This window comes from Enterobacter asburiae, from assembly GCF_008080435.1.
Taxonomy (GTDB): Bacteria; Pseudomonadota; Gammaproteobacteria; order Enterobacterales; family Enterobacteriaceae; genus Enterobacter; species Enterobacter asburiae_C.
This window is the reverse complement of record NZ_VRKN01000016.1, coordinates 71073-88881: the sequence shown is the minus strand read 5'-3', so window position 1 is coordinate 88881 and position 17809 is coordinate 71073. Positions and strand designations below refer to the sequence as shown.

At 52.8% G+C, this 17809-nt stretch carries 16 protein-coding genes and 1 rRNA gene; 9 read left to right on the top strand and 8 right to left on the bottom strand.

The features are described 5' to 3' along the window. Positions 1-116 precede the first annotated feature (116 nt). Positions 117-232: ribosomal RNA gene (gene rrf, locus FU672_RS20975) — 5S ribosomal RNA — on the top strand. Positions 233-331: 99 nt separating this feature from the next. On the opposite strand, the gene mobB is transcribed toward rrf, so the two are convergent. Together mobB and mobA are read right to left on the bottom strand one after the other, a co-directional pair. After that, positions 332-835 (bottom strand): molybdopterin-guanine dinucleotide biosynthesis protein MobB, encoded by a 504-nt coding sequence (mobB, locus tag FU672_RS20970; protein WP_148244677.1) that lies wholly within the window; start codon positions 833-835, stop codon positions 332-334. After that, complete coding sequence (gene mobA, locus FU672_RS20965; protein ID WP_148244676.1) at positions 832-1416, bottom strand: molybdenum cofactor guanylyltransferase MobA; 585 nt, start codon at positions 1414-1416, stop codon at positions 832-834. The genes mobB and mobA overlap by 4 nt, the downstream gene beginning before the upstream one ends. A 68-nt stretch (positions 1417-1484) precedes the next feature. Between mobA and FU672_RS20960 the strand changes: the two genes are divergently transcribed. The 3 genes from FU672_RS20960 to dsbA all read left to right on the top strand — a co-directional run bounded on the left by FU672_RS20960 (position 1485) and on the right by dsbA (position 3467). After that, positions 1485-1754 carry a YihD family protein gene (locus tag FU672_RS20960; RefSeq protein WP_134347592.1) on the top strand — a complete coding sequence of 90 codons (270 nt, stop codon included), beginning with the start codon at positions 1485-1487 and terminating at the stop codon, positions 1752-1754. A 75-nt stretch (positions 1755-1829) separates the two neighbouring features. Further along, positions 1830-2816, top strand: coding sequence for a serine/threonine protein kinase (locus tag FU672_RS20955; RefSeq protein ID WP_148244675.1), 987 nt, complete (start codon positions 1830-1832; stop codon positions 2814-2816). 27 nt (positions 2817-2843) lie between these two features. Continuing rightward, positions 2844-3467 (top strand): thiol:disulfide interchange protein DsbA, encoded by a 624-nt coding sequence (gene dsbA, locus FU672_RS20950; RefSeq protein WP_121423247.1) that lies wholly within the window; start codon positions 2844-2846, stop codon positions 3465-3467. A gap of 23 nt (positions 3468-3490) precedes the next feature. Here dsbA and yihG read toward each other — a convergent pair whose 3' ends face one another. Next, on the bottom strand, positions 3491-4399 hold the full coding sequence (yihG, locus tag FU672_RS20945) for a 1-acylglycerol-3-phosphate O-acyltransferase, YihG family (protein ID WP_148244674.1): 909 nt from the start codon (positions 4397-4399) through the stop codon (positions 3491-3493). Between the two features lie 440 nt (positions 4400-4839). Between yihG and polA the strand changes: the two genes are divergently transcribed. Together polA and spfP are read left to right on the top strand one after the other, a co-directional pair. Beyond that, positions 4840-7632, top strand: coding sequence for a DNA polymerase I (polA, locus tag FU672_RS20940; protein ID WP_148244673.1), 2793 nt, complete (start codon positions 4840-4842; stop codon positions 7630-7632). Between the two features lie 166 nt (positions 7633-7798). After that, complete coding sequence (gene spfP / locus FU672_RS25585) at positions 7799-7846, top strand: small protein SpfP (RefSeq protein WP_071892919.1); 48 nt, start codon at positions 7799-7801, stop codon at positions 7844-7846. A 98-nt stretch (positions 7847-7944) separates the two neighbouring features. Here the strand turns inward: spfP and yihA are convergent, their stop codons facing one another. Continuing rightward, a complete protein-coding gene (gene yihA / locus FU672_RS20935) occupies positions 7945-8574 on the bottom strand; it encodes a ribosome biogenesis GTP-binding protein YihA/YsxC (RefSeq protein ID WP_148244672.1) in 630 nt (209 codons plus the stop codon). A 577-nt stretch (positions 8575-9151) separates the two neighbouring features. Here yihA and yihI point away from each other — a divergent pair. After that, positions 9152-9667 carry a Der GTPase-activating protein YihI gene (gene yihI / locus FU672_RS20930; protein WP_148244671.1) on the top strand — a complete coding sequence of 172 codons (516 nt, stop codon included), beginning with the start codon at positions 9152-9154 and terminating at the stop codon, positions 9665-9667. 188 nt (positions 9668-9855) lie between these two features. After that, the gene (gene hemN / locus FU672_RS20920; protein ID WP_148244670.1) at positions 9856-11229 is read left to right on the top strand and encodes an oxygen-independent coproporphyrinogen III oxidase; all 1374 of its coding nucleotides are present in this window, start codon (positions 9856-9858) and stop codon (positions 11227-11229) included. A 66-nt stretch (positions 11230-11295) separates the two neighbouring features. Here the strand turns inward: hemN and FU672_RS20915 are convergent, their stop codons facing one another. From FU672_RS20915 to glnA, 4 genes are all read right to left on the bottom strand, one after another. Continuing rightward, positions 11296-11406: a YshB family small membrane protein gene (locus tag FU672_RS20915; protein ID WP_023333898.1), complete on the bottom strand. Its 111-nt coding sequence runs from the start codon at positions 11404-11406 to the stop codon at positions 11296-11298. A 111-nt stretch (positions 11407-11517) separates the two neighbouring features. After that, entirely contained in the window at positions 11518-12930 is a 1413-nt protein-coding gene (gene glnG / locus FU672_RS20910) for a nitrogen regulation protein NR(I) (RefSeq protein WP_023309765.1), read from the bottom strand. An 11-nt stretch (positions 12931-12941) separates the two neighbouring features. Continuing rightward, the gene (gene glnL / locus FU672_RS20905; protein ID WP_008501857.1) at positions 12942-13991 is read right to left on the bottom strand and encodes a nitrogen regulation protein NR(II); all 1050 of its coding nucleotides are present in this window, start codon (positions 13989-13991) and stop codon (positions 12942-12944) included. A 170-nt stretch (positions 13992-14161) separates the two neighbouring features. Then, complete coding sequence (gene glnA / locus FU672_RS20900) at positions 14162-15571, bottom strand: glutamate--ammonia ligase (RefSeq protein WP_148244669.1); 1410 nt, start codon at positions 15569-15571, stop codon at positions 14162-14164. A 377-nt stretch (positions 15572-15948) separates the two neighbouring features. Here glnA and typA point away from each other — a divergent pair, with 377 nt between their 5' ends. Then, a complete protein-coding gene (gene typA, locus FU672_RS20895; protein ID WP_134347585.1) occupies positions 15949-17772 on the top strand; it encodes a ribosome-dependent GTPase TypA in 1824 nt (607 codons plus the stop codon). Positions 17773-17809 lie beyond the last annotated feature (37 nt).

Sequence of the window (17809 nt, the reverse complement as noted above, 5' to 3'; positions counted from 1 at the left end):
TGCGTTGAGCTAACCGATACTAATGAACCGTGAGGCTTAACCTTACAACGCCGAAGATGTTTTGGCGAAGAGACGACGCATTCAAATTTCAGCCTGATACAGATTAACAGAATTTGCCTGGCGGCTTTAGCGCGGTGGTCCCACCTGACCCCATGCCGAACTCAGAAGTGAAACGCCGTAGCGCCGATGGTAGTGTGGGGTCTCCCCATGTGAGAGTAGGGAACTGCCAGGCATCAATTAAGTAGAGAGGCCATCCGAAAGGATGGCCTTTTTGCGTCTAAGCACCGCAGAAATTCGTAGGACGGGTAAGGCGAAACCGCCACCCGGTAAGTTAGATCGCACTCCACTCCACAATAAACTCCGCAATCCCATCCACATCATTTAAATCCAGCACCGGAACTTCAAGCGGCAATACAACATCACTGGCCACCGCAATCACATGCTCATCCAGCGTTAACTCGCTGAAATCATGCCCGGCATCGCGTCTGAAAAGCAGGATCTTAGGCACGGCCTCATGCTTAAATCCCTCAACCAGCACCAGATCCAGCGTGGCATGATCCATCCGGCTGACCAGATAAGCGAGATCCAGCGGCGCCTCATCCGGCGTTTCTGTCATCAACGCCCAGCGTTGAGTACTTGCCACCATCGTTTGCGCTGCACCCGCTTTACGCAATGCATAGCTATCTTTGCCTGGTTTATCGACATCCATATTATGGTGGGTGTGCTTGATCAATCCTGGACGGATACCTCTGACACAAAGCGCAGGAATGAGCTTTTTCAGCAGCGTGGTCTTCCCGGTCCCACTCCAGGCGGAAATGGCTACAACAGGTATCATCTTTTCTCCTGCATCATCTGCAAATCTTCACGCGTATTCACGTTCACAAATGCTGATTTCAAATCGCTAAAATCAACAGGATGGCCGCCAGACTCGCGCATAAAAACCATCACCCTACGCTCTCCCGCAGCCAGATAGGCCTGCAGGGCTGGCGCTAGCGATCGGTGCATCAATGCGATAGCAGGATGGTCACGCTCGCCGTCATGTACCCAAACCACAGGGGCCGTACCGCGAAGGTGTAACAAACGCTCGACAAGACAGGACGGAATAAACGGGGTATCGCAAGGACAGAAGATAAACCACTCTCCGCGAGACTGTTGCATGACCGAAAGCATACCGGCCAGCGGTCCCGGGTAATCCTCAAGGATATCCTGGTAAACGGCGTACCCGCTGAGCTGGTAAGTGTCGATATGCCGGTTAGCACTGATGACCATTGTCGACACCTGGCCTGCGAGCGTATCAGCGACACATTGCCATAAGGGTTTGCCATTCAGGCGTTGAAGCCCCTTATCTTTTCCGCCCATTCGCGTCGCTCTGCCACCCGCCAGAACGACCCCAATGATTTCCTGGCTAAGATTCACGAATATCGCCTCTTTTATTGTGGGATTGACCCTGCTAACGTGTCACTCTAAATGAAAGGAGCACCACCATGAAATGTAAACGTCTGAATGAAGTTATTGAACTCCTCCAGCCCGCCTGGCAAAAAGAGCCAGAGCTAAATCTGATGCAATTTTTACAGAAACTGGCGAAAGAGTCAGGTTTTGACGGCGATTTGGCAGACCTTTCTGATGACATCCTGATCTACCACCTTAAAATGCGTGACTCTACCAAAGATGCTGTTATTCCTGGTATTCAGAAAGATTATGAGGAAGATTTTAAGACTGCATTATTGCGCGCCCGAGGCGTAATTAAAGAGTAAAAGCTTGTAAGCGGCGGCACCGAAATCGCCACAAGATGATATCCTGAATCATTCGTATAATTTCCGGATGATCGGATGAACGACCAGGCTTTTACTTTCCAGACATTACACCCGGACACCATTATGGATGCCCTGTTTGAACAGGGTATTCGGGTGGATTCCGGGCTAACACCGTTAAACAGCTACGAAAACCGCGTCTATCAATTTCAGGACGAGGATCGTCAACGCTTCGTCGTAAAGTTCTATCGTCCTGAACGCTGGTCCGCAGAACAAATTCAGGAAGAGCATCAGTTTGCTCACGATCTGCTGGATGACGATGTTCCCGTTGCCGCACCGCTAAAATTCAATAACCAATCGCTCCTCACGCACGAAGGGTTTTACTACGCAGTATTCCCAAGCCTGGGTGGTCGCCAGTTTGAAGCGGATAATATCGATCAGATGGAGTGGGTTGCCCGCTATCTTGGGCGTATACACCAGACGGGACGCAAAAAAGCCTTTGTTGCCCGCCCGACTATCGGGATTCAGGAATACCTTCTTGAGCCGCGCGAAATATTCGAAACGTCTGCCATGATCCCCACTGCGTTAAAGGATGATTTCCTCAACGCTACCGATAAGCTCATAGCTGCAGTTAAAACCTGCTGGCGCGACGATATTTCCGTCCTGCGCCTGCATGGCGATTGTCATGCCGGAAATATCCTCTGGCGTGATGGCCCGCTGTTTGTCGATCTCGATGATGCGCGTATGGGGCCAGCGGTTCAGGATCTGTGGATGCTGCTCAATGGTGACAAAGCCGAGCAACGCATGCAGCTTGAAACCATTATTGAAGCTTATGAAGAATTTAGCCCGTTTAATTCAGACGAAATTGCCCTGATTGAGCCTTTACGTGCGATGCGTTTTGTTTATTATCTCGCATGGTTAATCAGGCGTTGGGACGATCCCGCATTTCCCCGGAATTTCCCGTGGCTTACCGGAGAGGATTACTGGCGCAGCCAGATATCTACATTTACTGAGCAGGTCAAGGTTCTTCAGGAACCCCCTCTGCAATTAACGCCGATGTATTAATTGGACACACCCAGGAGAGAGTTAATCATGAAAAAAATTTGGCTGGCGCTGGCAGGTATGATTCTGGCATTTAGCGCTTCTGCTGCGCAGTTTACCGACGGCAAACAGTTCATCACGCTGGACAAACCGGTCGCTGGCGAGCCACAGGTTCTGGAGTTCTTCTCGTTCTATTGCCCACACTGCTATCAGTTCGAGCAGGTTCTGCATGTGTCTGACAACGTGAAGAAAAAGCTGCCAGAAGGCACCAAAATGACCAAGTATCACGTCGAGTTCCTGGGCCCATTGGGTAAAGACCTGACTCAGGCATGGGCGGTTGCTATGGCACTGGGCGTGGAAGATAAAATCACTGCGCCAATGTTTGAAGCCGTACAGAAAACCCAGACCGTTCAGACCACTGCGGATATTCGTAAAGTGTTCGTTGATGCCGGCGTGAAAGGTGAAGATTATGACGCAGCATGGAACAGCTTTGTGGTGAAATCCCTGGTGGCTCAGCAGGAAAAAGCGGCTGCTGACCTCCAGCTTCAGGGCGTTCCGGCGATGTTTGTTAACGGCAAATACCAGCTGAACATGCAGGGCATGGACACCAGCAGCATGGATATCTTCGTACAGCAGTATGCTGATACCGTGAAATATCTGGTTGAGAAGAAGTAATTTTGCTGATGTAAAAACGCCGGTCACTGACCGGCGTTTTTGTATGAAGATTTAATATCGTCTATCTGTTCGTCTTTCTCTTTCCACAGCGTATTAAGCCATTGCTGGAAACGACGTTTGAAATTCTTATCGTTAACGTAATCACCGTGCAGCCCGGCATCTATCGGGACCAGATCGACACGCACAACAATGCGCGTCAGTTTGCCGCTGAGCATATCGAAGAACGGCGTCTTATCGTTTTCTGGATAGCAGAGCGTGACGTTAAGGAGTTTATCGAACTGTGCTCCCAGCACGTTAAGCGCCATCGCAATACCCGCAGCTTTTGGCGGCAGCAGATGCTGATAAGGAGAGCGAGTTTGTTGACGCTTCTCTTCCGTAAACCGGGAGCCTTCGACAAAGTTCACGATGGTCGTGGGATGCGCGCGAAACTTTTCGCAGGAACGGCGCGTGGTCTCCACATCTTTGCCGCGACGCTCGGGATGACGAATCAAATAGCTGCGCGAATAGCGTTTCATAAACGGCATATCAAGCGCCCAGCAGGCCAGCCCGATAAAAGGCACCCAGGCGAGCTGCTGTTTCAGAAAGTATTTGTTCATCGGGATGTGTTTGCGAAAAAGCACGCATAACACTACGATGTCCGCCCAGCTGTGGTGATTGCAGATCAGCAGGTACCAGTTCTTCTTGTTAAGACTCTCCAGCCCTTTGATATCCCACTTCAGATGCGGGTTCAGGCACAGCAGGATCGCCAGTCCTTCGCACCAGCAGTACATCATGAAATTACAAAATGCGGACACGGCTCGCCACACCATGGGGACAGGCAGCAGCAGTTTAATGATCCCGGCGACAATGATCGGCACAGAGCAGGCGACAGTGACCAGGATAGTTAAAATGATGCTTAACAGTAATGTTATTGCAGCGAGCAATCTCGGCATGATGAGCTTTTTCAGGTAGTTAGCTGTAAGTGAGCGGCCGACTATGCGACGCTGGGCGCTGATTTTACCAGAAAACAGACAAATTAATGGCGCTTTCACGTGATGATTTGGCCGCTTTTACCCGGGCGTAGACGATTTCACTGTGATTCAGCGCTTATCAAGGCTTATATCCACATAGACTAAATTGCCATCAGTTGGCCATATAGATAAGATCTAATGCCATAACAGCATGATAATTAAGATCTAAAAATTATCTCATATGTGTTTTTTGCGTCTGTTATTCATATGAAGTGAAAATATGCACAAACTTATCCACAGTTTGATTTTTGCGAGCGATCCTCACGATCGCAAAATCTTTTCCTGTATCTGGCGCTAATAACTGATGTTTTCATCCTTCTGTGGCATCCTTTACCCATAAATTGATAAAAGGCACGGACATTATGGTTCAGATCCCAGAAAACCCTCTTATTCTCGTCGATGGCTCTTCTTACCTGTATCGGGCATATCATGCGTTTCCTCCTCTGACCAATAGCGCAGGGGAACCGACCGGCGCAATGTACGGCGTGCTGAACATGCTGCGTAGCCTGATCCTTCAGTATCAGCCCACTCATGCGGCTGTGGTCTTTGATGCGAAAGGTAAAACTTTCCGCGATGAGCTGTTTGAGCATTACAAATCCCACCGTCCGCCAATGCCTGACGATCTGCGTGCGCAGATTGAGCCGCTGCACACCATGGTAAAAGCGATGGGGCTGCCGCTGTTGGCTGTCTCTGGCGTGGAAGCCGATGACGTCATCGGCACGCTGGCGCGTGAAGCAGAAAAAATGGGGCGCCCTGTACTGATCAGCACCGGTGATAAAGACATGGCGCAGCTGGTGACGCCAGGTATCACCCTGATTAACACCATGACTAACACCATTCTGGGGCCAGAAGAAGTGGTCACTAAGTATGGCGTGCCGCCTGAGCTGATTATCGACTTCCTCGCGTTGATGGGCGACTCCTCGGATAATATCCCGGGTGTCCCTGGCGTCGGTGAAAAAACCGCGCAGGCGCTGCTTCAGGGGCTGGGCGGATTGGATACGCTATACGCGGAATCGGATAAAATCGCCGGGCTCTCCTTCCGTGGCGCAAAAACCATGGCCGGAAAACTGGAAGAGAACAAAGAGGTGGCTTATCTCTCTTATAAGCTGGCTACAATCAAAACTGATGTCGAACTGGAGCTGGGTTGTGAGCAGCTTGAAGTGCAACAGCCTTCCGCTGACGATCTGCTGAGCCTGTTTAAGAAATACGAATTTAAGCGCTGGATCACTGACGTGGAAGCCGGTAAATGGCTGCAGGCAAAAGGGGCCAAACCTGCTGCAAAGCCGAAGGAGACGATCGTCGTTGATGCAGAAGAGCAGGCGGAAGAAGAAGCCGTGGCGCTTTCCTTCGACAACTACGAAACCATTCTTGAAGAGTCACAGCTGATCGCCTGGATCGAGAAACTGAAAAAGGCGCCGGTCTTTGCCTTTGACACCGAAACTGACAGTCTCGATAACATCTCAGCCAATATGGTTGGCCTGTCATTTGCGACAGAGCCGGGTATTGCCGCTTACGTTCCCGTGGCGCACGATTACCTGGATGCGCCGGAGCAGATCTCCCGTGAACGCGTGCTTGAGCTGCTGAAGCCGATCCTGGAAGACGAAAAGGCGCTCAAGGTTGGGCAAAACCTCAAGTACGACCGCGGCATTCTGCAAAACTACGGCATTGAACTGCGCGGGATTGCCTTCGACACCATGCTTGAATCCTACATACTGGACAGCGTCGCGGGCCGTCATGATATGGATTCCTTATCTGACCGCTGGCTCAAGCACAAAACGATCACCTTTGAAGAAATTGCCGGTAAAGGGAAAAATCAGCTCACCTTTAACCAGATTGCTCTTGAAGAGGCGGGGCGCTACGCGGCGGAAGACGCTGATGTCACGCTGCAGTTGCACCTGAAGATGTGGCCAAAACTGCAAAAGCATGAAGGTCCGCTGAACGTGTTCCAGCATATCGAGATGCCGCTGGTACCCGTGCTGTCCCGCATTGAACGCAACGGCGTGAAAATCGACCCAACGGTGCTGCATAACCACTCCGGGGAGCTGGCGCAGCGTTTGACCGAGCTCGAGCAAAAAGCGCATGAGCTTGCAGGCGAGCCGTTTAACCTATCTTCACCGAAGCAGCTGCAAACCATTCTGTTTGAAAAGCAGGGCATCAAGCCGCTGAAGAAAACCCCTGGCGGCGCGCCGTCAACTTCTGAAGAGGTGCTGGAAGAGCTGGCGCTGGATTACCCGCTGCCAAAAGTGATTCTGGAGTACCGTGGTCTCGCGAAGCTGAAGTCTACCTACACCGACAAGCTTCCGCTGATGATCAACCCGAAAACGGGTCGCGTGCACACGTCGTATCATCAGGCTGTCGCGGCGACCGGTCGTCTCTCATCAACCGATCCCAACCTGCAGAACATCCCGGTACGTAACGAAGAGGGCCGCCGTATTCGCCAGGCTTTCATCGCACCAGAGGATTATCTGATTGTCTCTGCTGACTACTCGCAAATTGAGCTGCGCATTATGGCGCATCTGTCCCGCGACAAAGGCCTGCTGACCGCGTTTGCCGAAGGGAAGGATATCCACCGGGCAACCGCGGCGGAAGTCTTCGGCTTGCCGCTGGACAGCGTAACCAACGAGCAGCGCCGCAGTGCTAAGGCGATCAACTTCGGTCTGATTTACGGCATGAGTGCATTTGGTCTTTCGCGCCAGCTCAACATTCCACGCAAAGAGTCGCAGAAGTATATGGATCTCTACTTCGAGCGTTATCCGGGCGTGCTGGAATATATGGAACGCACCCGTGCGCAGGCGAAGGAGAAGGGTTACGTCGAAACCCTGGATGGCCGCCGTCTCTACTTACCGGACATCAAATCCAGCAACGCGGCGCGTCGCGCTGGTGCAGAGCGTGCGGCGATCAACGCCCCGATGCAGGGTACCGCGGCGGACATTATTAAGCGTGCAATGATCGCCGTTGATGCCTGGCTGGAAAAAGAGCAGCCTCGCGTGAAAATGATCATGCAGGTACACGATGAACTGGTATTTGAAGTGCACAAAGACGACCTCGACGCCGTGTCGAAGAAGATCCACGAACTGATGGAAAGCAGTATGACGCTCGACGTGCCGTTGCTGGTGGAAGTGGGAAGTGGCGAAAACTGGGATCAGGCTCACTAACGGTTCTTCGCATAACGCGCTTTTTATGTAAGTTTGCAACATAACAACGCGCGTTTTGTGACGATCATTAGAATTCCCTATGTAAAGAATGAAAAAAAACTACAAAAAGTGCTTTTTCTGCAGCACAAAAAGGGGTAGAGTTATCGGCGTAGGGTACAGAGGTAAGATGTTCTATCTTTCAGACCTTTTACTTCACGTAATCGGATTTGGCTGAATATTTTAGCCGCCCCAGTCAGTAATGACTGGGGCGTTTTTTATTGCGGCAAAGAAAATTTCAGGCAAAAAAAAACGCGGCCATCGCCGCGCTCGGTATTACTCTTCTTCCGCTTCCGTCACTGGTTCCAGCTCGCTAAACCAGGTGTCGAGCTTCTGACGCAGCTTGTCCACGCCCTGCTTTTTCAGCGAGGAGAACGGTTCAACCTGCACATCACCGTTGAACGCCAGCACCGCTTCGCGAACCATATTCACCTGCGCTTTACGCGCGCCGCTTGCCAGCTTATCGGCTTTCGTCAGCAGCACCAGCACGGCGATATCGCTTGCTACAGCCCAGTCGATCATCTGCTGATCCAGATCTTTCAAGGGATGGCGAATATCCATCAGCACCACCAGACCTTTCAGGCACAGGCGTTTTTCCAGGTATTCACCCAGCGCACGCTGCCACTTGATTTTCATCTCTTCCGGTACCTGCGCGTAACCGTAGCCCGGTAAGTCGACCAGGCGTTTGCCCTCTGCGACTTCAAACAGGTTGATCAGCTGGGTACGGCCAGGTGTTTTTGAGGTACGCGCCAGGCTCTTCTGATTGGTCAGCGTATTCAGGGCGCTGGATTTCCCCGCATTGGAGCGGCCAGCAAATGCCACTTCAATACCGGTATCAGAAGGAAGGTGGCGAATATCGGGCGCACTGGTGACAAAATGCGTCTGTTGGTAGTTCCAGGTAGTCACGTGGTCGTCTCCAAAATCGTAATCTGAAGGGGATTATACCCGAATGCAGGCAAAAGGCTTTTCTGATTGCTATGACCTGTAGGCGAATGCCCCAACCGGTGTGAGAGATCGGCCAGTGATGCTATGAGAGATTTCAGAGAATTCGCAGGCGTCAAAAAATCCAAACTGTTTTAAATCATAAGCTTATTTCCGGGTAATTGTCTGAAAATCCTTTTTTGTACCGTTTCGTTGCTTGTTAGTTTAACGGAACAAGGTAAAGTGTGCGTCAGGGCGAGGAAGCCAACAGGATATCGACTTAAGGATTAGGGTCAGGAGCGCCAGGAGGCGAAGACGCAGGATTGTCAGGATGACCAGCGCCTGGAGGCGTTTAAACAGGAAATGGAACCGTATCACGGACGGTATTTGCCAAGGGATAAACAGGGTTTGTTGTTGGCAAACATGGAATGTCTGACCCGCTGAGGGTTGTGAGTCAGGAAAAAAGGCGACAGATTGCTCTGTCGCCTTTTTTCTTTGCTTGCTTTCTGCTAGATTTCGCCGCAATTCTATACTGAAGAAAACGACTTAAAGATAAAACATCATGAAAAAACCGACCACCGCAGCGGGCGCGAAACGCCCTGCAAAAGCACGCCGTAAAACGCGCGAAGAACTGAACCAGGAAGCGCGCGATCGCAAACGCGACAAAAAACATCGCGGTCATACTGCGGGTAGCCGTGCCAACGGTGGTGGTGCAGCGGGTGCTTCTGCAAAAGGCAAACAGCAGAAAGACCCTCGTATCGGCAGTAAAACTCCCATTCCACTGGGCGTGACAGACACCCCGGTCACTAAGCAGCACAAACCAAAGAGCGAGAAACCTATGCTTTCACCGCAGGCTGAGCTGGATTTGCTGGAGAACGATGAGCGCCTGGACGCGCTGCTGGAACGTCTTGAAGAGGGGGAAACCCTGACGGCTGAAGAGCAGTCATGGGTGGATGCCAAACTGGATCGTATCGATGAACTGATGCAGAAGCTGGGCCTGTCATACGACGATGACGAAGATGAAGAAGAAGACGAGAAGCAGGAAGATATGATGCGTCTTCTGAAGGGTGGAAACTAACATTTGCACCCGGCAGGCACGATAGTCCTGCTTATAACCCTTCCGGTTATATGTTATCTGGTGTGGTTATTCGTTAAACTACGGCGGTTGTCGCGGCGACAGAAGTGGCTGCGCACCCGAGTGATGGCCCGCGATGGGGCCAGAACGGGCCGCCGTATACGAACGCGACACCAACGGAAGGAGTGAGCATGTCAGCACCAACTATCGACTGGGATTTGGCCCTAATCCAGAAATATAACTATTCCGGGCCGCGTTATACGTCATACCCCACCGCGCTGGAGTTCTCCGATGCCTTCGGAGAGCGTGATTTCCAGCAGGCTGTCGCGCGCTATCCTGAGCGTCCGCTGTCGCTCTACGTCCATATTCCGTTCTGCCATAAGCTGTGTTACTTCTGCGGCTGCAATAAAATCGTTACCCGTCAGCAGCATAAAGCCGACCAGTATCTTGATGCGCTCGAACAAGAAATTGTGCATCGCGCGCCGCTTTTTGCTGGCCGTCACGTCAGCCAGCTTCACTGGGGCGGCGGCACGCCAACCTATCTGAATAAAGCGCAAATAAGCCGCCTGATGACTCTGCTGCGCGGCAATTTCAGTTTTAACGCCGACGCTGAAATCTCGATCGAAGTCGATCCGCGTGAAATTGAGCTGGATGTACTGGATCACTTACGCGCCCAAGGCTTCAATCGTCTGAGCATGGGCGTGCAGGATTTCAATAAAGAGGTTCAGCGTCTGGTGAACCGCGAGCAGGACGAAGCGTTTATCTTTGCCTTGCTCAACCATGCGCGTGACATCGGCTTTATGTCGACCAATATCGACCTGATTTACGGCCTGCCAAAGCAAACGCCGGAAAGCTTCGCCTTCACCCTGAAGCGCGTGGCTGAACTCAACCCGGACCGTCTGAGCGTTTTTAACTATGCGCATCTGCCGACGCTCTTTGCTGCGCAGCGCAAAATTAAAGATGCGGATCTGCCTTCTGCCCAGCAGAAGCTGGATATCCTGCAGGAAACCATTACCTCGCTGACCGAAACTGGCTATCAGTTTATCGGGATGGATCACTTTGCTCGTCCGGATGACGAGCTGGCGATTGCTCAGCGCGAAGGGGTACTGCACCGTAACTTCCAGGGCTATACAACCCAGGGCGATACCGATTTGCTGGGAATGGGCGTCTCGGCCATTAGCATGATGGGTGATTGCTACGCGCAGAACCAGAAAGAGCTAAAACAGTATTATCAGCAGGTGGATGAAACCGGCAATGCCCTGTGGCGCGGCATCGCGCTAACACGCGACGACTGCATCCGTCGCGATGTCATTAAGGCGCTAATCTGCAACTTCCGTCTCGATTTCAGCGACGTTGAGTCGCAGTGGGATCTGCACTTCAGCGATTACTTTGCCGAAGACCTGAAGCTGATTGCACCGCTGGCGAAAGACGGGCTGGTGGATGTGTCAGAGAGCGCGATTGAGGTCACGCCGAAAGGGCGTTTATTGATTCGTAATATCTGCATGTGCTTTGACGCTTATCTGCGTCAGAAAGCGCGCCTGCAGCAGTTCTCGCGGGTGATTTAAGCCGCAAAAGCGCAAAACGTAGGCCGGGTAAGGCGAAGCCGCCACCCGGCTTTTACGTTCAACTCGCTAGCTAAACAGCCCCACCAGCGCCGCGCACAACATAGCCGCAACGGCTGTTTGTGGCGTGTGGCTTTCAGCGGCTCCGCTAGAGAGCATATTCACGATTGTTTCCAGCATGATGTTCACCCCCAATTTCCGGGCACGATCATACAAAACTCATCAGAACAGTAAAGCGCAAAATAACGGCAATTTGCGCTCAATTAATAACCTTTACACAGCGACGTAAGATCACTCCATTCCCAGCTCTTTAAGCTTGCGCGTCAGGGTATTACGTCCCCATCCCAACAGGCGAGCGGCTTCCTGCTTATGACCCTGCGTATGACGAAGCGCGGTAGTTAACAGCGTACGCTCCATCTCTGGCTGCGCTTCAGACAACAAGTTTTGATGACCGGAACGCAGCGCGCGGTCGGCCCATTGCGCCAGCAGCGTTGCCCAGCTGTCCGGCAGCGCGTGCCCGGTACTGCTTTCAGGTGCGGTCGCTTCAAACAGCTCGGCCGGTAAATCCTGAATCAGTACTTCCTGCCCGGCGGCCATCACGGTCAACCAGCGGCAGGTGTTTTCCAGCTGACGCACGTTGCCCGGCCACGCCAGACGCGTCAGAGCGGCATCGGTTTCCGGGTGAAGCTGCTTGGCTTCCACACCCAGCTCACGAGCTGCCACCTGCAGGAAATGACGCGCCAGGCGGGGAATATCTTCCCGGCGCTCACGCAGCGGCGGCAGATGAACGCGGATGACGTTCAGACGGTGGAATAAATCCTCACGGAATTTGCCTTCCTGCACGCGTTGCTCCAGATTCTGGTGGGTCGCGGCGATAATACGCACGTCCACCTTCACCGGCGCATAGCCGCCCACGCGATAAAACTGCCCGTCGGCCAGCACGCGCAGCAGGCGTGTCTGGACATCCAGCGGCATATCGCCAATTTCATCTAGGAACAGCGTGCCGCCGTCAGCCTGTTCGAATCGCCCCTGGCGAATGGTATTTGCGCCGGTAAATGCCCCTTTTTCATGGCCGAACAGTTCGGACTCAATCAAATCCTTCGGGATCGCCGCCATATTCAGGGCGATGAACGGCGCTTTTGCCCGTGGGCTGTGGCGATGCAATGCATGCGCCACAAGCTCTTTACCGGTTCCCGATTCACCGTTAATCAATACGCTGATGGACGAGCGGGACAAACGACCGATAATGCGAAACACGTCCTGCATCGCCGGCGCTTCGCCGATGATGTCTGTCGTTGGCCCAAAGTCGGGTGCGTGGCGCGGCTGTTGCTGCTCCTGATAATGGCTAATCGCGCGCTCAACCAGCGCCACCGCTTCGTCGATATCAAACGGTTTGGGCAGGTAATCGAACGCCCCTTGCTGATAGGCGCTCACTGCGGCATCCAGATCGGAGTGCGCGGTCATTATGATGACCGGAAGCATAGGGTGGCGTTGTTTGATCTGCTTTAACAGCGCCAGCCCGTCCATGCCCGGCATACGAATATCCGAAAGCAGAACATCTGGCGTTTTGGTGGTGAGTGCGTCGAGCACTTCGCTGCCGCTCTCAAACGTCGTGCAGCTTAATCCTGCCCCTGTGAGTGCGCGTTCAAGCACCCAACGGATGGAGCTATCGTCATCGACTACCCAGACTATCCCTCGTTGCATAAACGTCACCTTTATTTTTTTATCGGCAGGAAAACCGAAAACTCGGTATGTCCCGGCCAACTGGTAAATTCAATTTTCCCGGAGTGTTGATCGATCAAACTACGGGCAATGGATAAGCCCAGGCCGGTCCCGCCTTCGCGACCGCTTACCATCGGGTAGAACAGGGTATCCTGCAGATGCGATGGAATGCCGGGCCCGTTATCCTCAACGTCGATGCGGGCCGCCAGCCGGTAGCGCACGCCGTGTAACGTGAGCTGGAAGGCGGTGCGGGTGCGTAAAATAATCTCGCCCCCTTCAGGTCCCAGCGCCTGCAGGGCATTACGCACAATATTCAACAGGACCTGCTCAATCTGATCCGGGTCATGGGCCAGTTCCGGCAGGCTTGGGTCGTAATCACGTACCAGCGTGACGTTCTCCGGCAGCTCCATTGAGACGAGCTTCACCACCCGTTCAGCCACTTTATGGATGCTTTCAGTGACGTGCATTCCCGGCTGCTGTGGCCCAAGAAGACGGTCTACCAGATTCCGCAGACGGTCCGCCTGTTCAATGATGACGTTGGTGTACTCCGCCAGCGCGGGGTCGGGCAGCGCCTTGGTCAGAAGCTGCGCCGCGCCGCGTAATCCACCCAGCGGGTTTTTGATTTCATGCGCCAGACCGCGCACCAGGTCACGGGCGGCAATTTGCTGTGCATGCTGAAGCTGCTCCTGGCTCAGTCGACGCTGATTATCCATCGGCGCCATTTCCAGCAGGATCAGGCCTTCGGGAAGACGTTGCGCGGTCAGCGACAGAATGTGCGAGCGTCCGTCGATCACCAGCGTCACTTCGTTATCGGTAAACCCCTGGCCAGCCTGCAAACTTTCCTGCATCAGGCCAATATTCAGCGAAAAATAGCTCAGGAGTTCAGGAAGCGGGGTGCCGAACAGTTTACGTGCGCTTTGGGCGAGCAACTGCTGCGCCGCCGGGTTGGCGTAATGAACGGCCAGCTCGTCATCGACCAGCAAAATGCTGTTAATCAAAGAATTGAGGATCTGCCCAGCATCGGGCAGCGTGCCAGTTGCCATTCAGCAGTCTCCTGGAGTTGTTTGCACTAATTTAGTGCAGTATAGCGTTTTCGGCGTAAAAAGCGCGTGAGATCAGGTTGTTGGTGGAGAAAAAAGCCCATCCGGAGATGGGCTAAAAGTTTCCACGGCAACTACCCCCGGCGCTTGTCACGCCGGGTAAAACAACTTAATTAAACGCTGTAGTACAGCTCGAACTCTACCGGGTGTGGCGTCATACGCACACGGTCGTTCTCTTCAATACGCAGGGCGATGTAAGCATCGATAGCGTCGTCAGTGAATACTCCACCTGCAGTCAGGAACTCACGGTCTGCGTCCAGCGCGTTCAGTGCTTCTTCCAGAGAGCCAGCAACCTGTGGGATCTCTTTCGCTTCTTCTGGTGGCAGGTCGTACAGGTTTTTGTCCATCGCTTCGCCAGGGTGGATCTTGTTCTTGATACCGTCCAGACCCGCCATCAGCAGTGCTGCGAAGCACAGGTATGGGTTAGCTGCTGGGTCCGGGAAGCGAACTTCGATACGACGCGCTTTCGGAGAGGCAACAACCGGGATACGGATTGAAGCAGAACGGTTACGTGCAGAGTAGGCCAGCATCACTGGCGCTTCGTAGCCCGGGACCAGACGCTTGTAGGAGTTAGTGGTTGGGTTCGCCAGGGCGTTGATCGCTTTAGCGTGTTTGATAACACCACCGATGTAATACAGCGCCTGTTCGGACAGACCGGCATATTTGTCGCCAGAGAACAGGTTGGTACCGTTCTTGGACAGAGACATGTGGCAGTGCATACCGGAACCGTTGTCGCCAAACATTGGTTTTGGCATGAAGGTCGCGGTTTTACCGAAACGGTGCGCAACGTTGTGCACAACGTATTTGTAGATCTGAATCTCATCCGCTTTTTTGGTCATGGTGTTGAAGCGGGTAGCGATTTCGTTCTGGCCAGCGGTCGCCACTTCGTGGTGATGCGCTTCAACCACCAGGCCCATCTCTTCCATGATCAGACACATGGTAGAACGGATGTCCTGTGAAGAATCGACCGGAGGAACCGGGAAGTAACCGCCTTTCACGCCAGGACGGTGACCTTTGTTACCACCTTCGTATTTGGTGGAAGAGTTCCATGCGCCTTCGATGTCATCGATAGCCACGTGGGAACCAGAAATTGACGCGCCGAAACGGATATCATCGAACAGGAAGAATTCTGGCTCTGGCCCAAACAGAACGGTGTCTGCAATGCCGGTAGAACGCAGGTACTCTTCCGCACGTTTCGCGATGGAGCGTGGGTCACGATCGTAGCCCTGCAGCGTGCCTGGCTCGAGGATGTCGCAACGGATGATCAGGGTAGGCTCTTCGAAGAACGGGTCAATGAGCGCGGTAGTTGCGTCTGGCATCAGAACCATGTCGGATTCGTTAATGCCTTTCCAGCCACCAATGGAGGAGCCGTCAAACATTTTGCCTTCTTCAAAGAATTCGGCGTTCACCTGATGAGCAGGGATTGTGACGTGCTGTTCTTTACCTTTGGTATCGGTGAAGCGCAGATCAACAAACTTCACTTCATGTTCGTTCAGCATCGTCAAAACGTGTTCAGCGGACATACTTAACTCTCCAGATTGGTCATTGTCGTCGTGGTAACGAGGTCTTCAATTTCTGTTTGTACTGGCTGTTGCCATGTATTTTTATAAAGCGAAATCTGTGCCAACTTTTAAAACACCCCCAAAAGGCGTTATCATGCGCACCATAGTGCAAAAGGGCTGCACCACGATGGATTTGTTGCACCAGTATAGTGCTTCAATGTGAACATTGAGCACCATATTGGTGCAATTTACGTTAAAGTGCCCTTTTACCGCTCCGTGAAAGCGATCACAAAGCATCTCTGCAATACTTGTTTGCGGGGGATGTTTGTGATCCTGTTTTGTAGTGCGATTAATCCGTGTACAATAACGCGCTATTTCTAAATGCCTGAGGCAAAGTTGTGATCGAAAATTTGCGTAACATCGCCATCATCGCGCACGTTGACCATGGTAAAACTACCCTGGTTGACAAGCTGCTGCAGCAATCCGGTACGTTTGATGCGCGTGCCGAAACCCAAGAACGCGTGATGGACTCCAACGATTTGGAGAAAGAGCGTGGGATTACCATCCTCGCGAAAAACACCGCGATTAAATGGAATGACTACCGTATCAACATCGTTGATACCCCAGGGCACGCCGACTTCGGTGGTGAAGTTGAACGTGTAATGTCCATGGTAGACTCCGTTCTGCTGGTCGTTGACGCAATGGATGGCCCAATGCCACAGACGCGCTTCGTGACCAAAAAAGCTTTTGCCCATGGTCTGAAGCCAATCGTTGTTATCAACAAAGTTGACCGCCCTGGCGCGCGTCCTGACTGGGTTGTTGACCAGGTCTTCGACCTGTTCGTTAACCTCGACGCGACCGACGAGCAGCTGGACTTCCCTATCGTTTACGCGTCTGCGCTGAACGGTATCGCAGGTCTGGACCACGAAGACATGGCTGAAGACATGACCCCGCTGTATCAGGCTATTGTTGACCGTGTTCCTGCGCCAAACGTCGATCTCGACGGCACCCTGCAGATGCAGATCTCTCAGCTCGACTACAACAACTACGTTGGCGTAATCGGCATTGGTCGTATCAAGCGCGGTAAAGTGAAGCCTAACCAGCAGGTTACTATCATCGATAGCGAAGGCAAAACCCGTAACGGTAAAGTTGGTAAAGTACTGACTCACCTGGGTCTTGAGCGTATCGAGAGTGACGTTGCGGAAGCGGGTGACATCATCGCTATCACCGGTCTGGGTGAACTGAACATCTCCGACACCATCTGCGATCCGCAGAACGTCGAAGCGCTGCCGGCTCTGTCCGTTGATGAACCAACCGTAACCATGTTCTTCAACGTCAACACCTCTCCGTTCTGTGGTAAAGAAGGTAAGTTCGTTACCTCTCGTCAGATCCTTGACCGCCTGAACAAAGAGCTGGTGCACAACGTTGCGCTGCGCGTTGAAGAAACCCCGGATGCAGACGCATTCCGTGTTTCCGGTCGTGGTGAGCTGCACCTGTCTGTTCTGATTGAGAACATGCGTCGTGAAGGTTTCGAGATGGCGGTTTCCCGTCCGAAAGTTATCTTCCGCGAAATCGACGGCCGTAAACAAGAGCCGTTCGAAAACGTAACGCTGGACGTTGAAGAGCAGCACCAGGGTTCTGTGATGCAGGCTCTGGGTGAGCGTAAAGGCGACCTGAAAAACATGAATCCAGATGGCAAAGGCCGCGTACGTCTCGACTACGTGATCCCAAGCCGTGGCCTGATCGGCTTCCGTTCTGAGTTCATGACCATGACCTCCGGTACGGGTCTGCTGTACTCCACCTTCAGCCACTACGACGACGTTCGTCCGGGTGAAGTTGGCCAGCGTAACAACGGCGTTCTGATCTCCAACGGTCAGGGTAAAGCGGTTGCGTTTGCACTGTTCGGTCTGCAGGATCGCGGTAAGCTGTTCCTGGGTCACGGTGCTGAAGTTTATGAAGGCCAGATCATCGGTATTCACAGTCGTTCTAACGACCTGACCGTAAACTGCCTGACCGGTAAGAAACTGACCAACATGCGTGCGTCCGGAACTGACGAAGCAACGGTTCTGGTTCCACCGATCAAGATGACTCTGGAGCAAGCTCTGGAATTCATCGATGATGACGAACTGGTAGAAGTGACTCCACAGTCAATTCGTATCCGTAAACGCCACCTGACCGAGAACGATCGTAAACGCGCGATGCGTGGACCGAAAGAAGACTAATACGGTCAATCCGTAGTAAAAAAAGCCGCTGATTTCT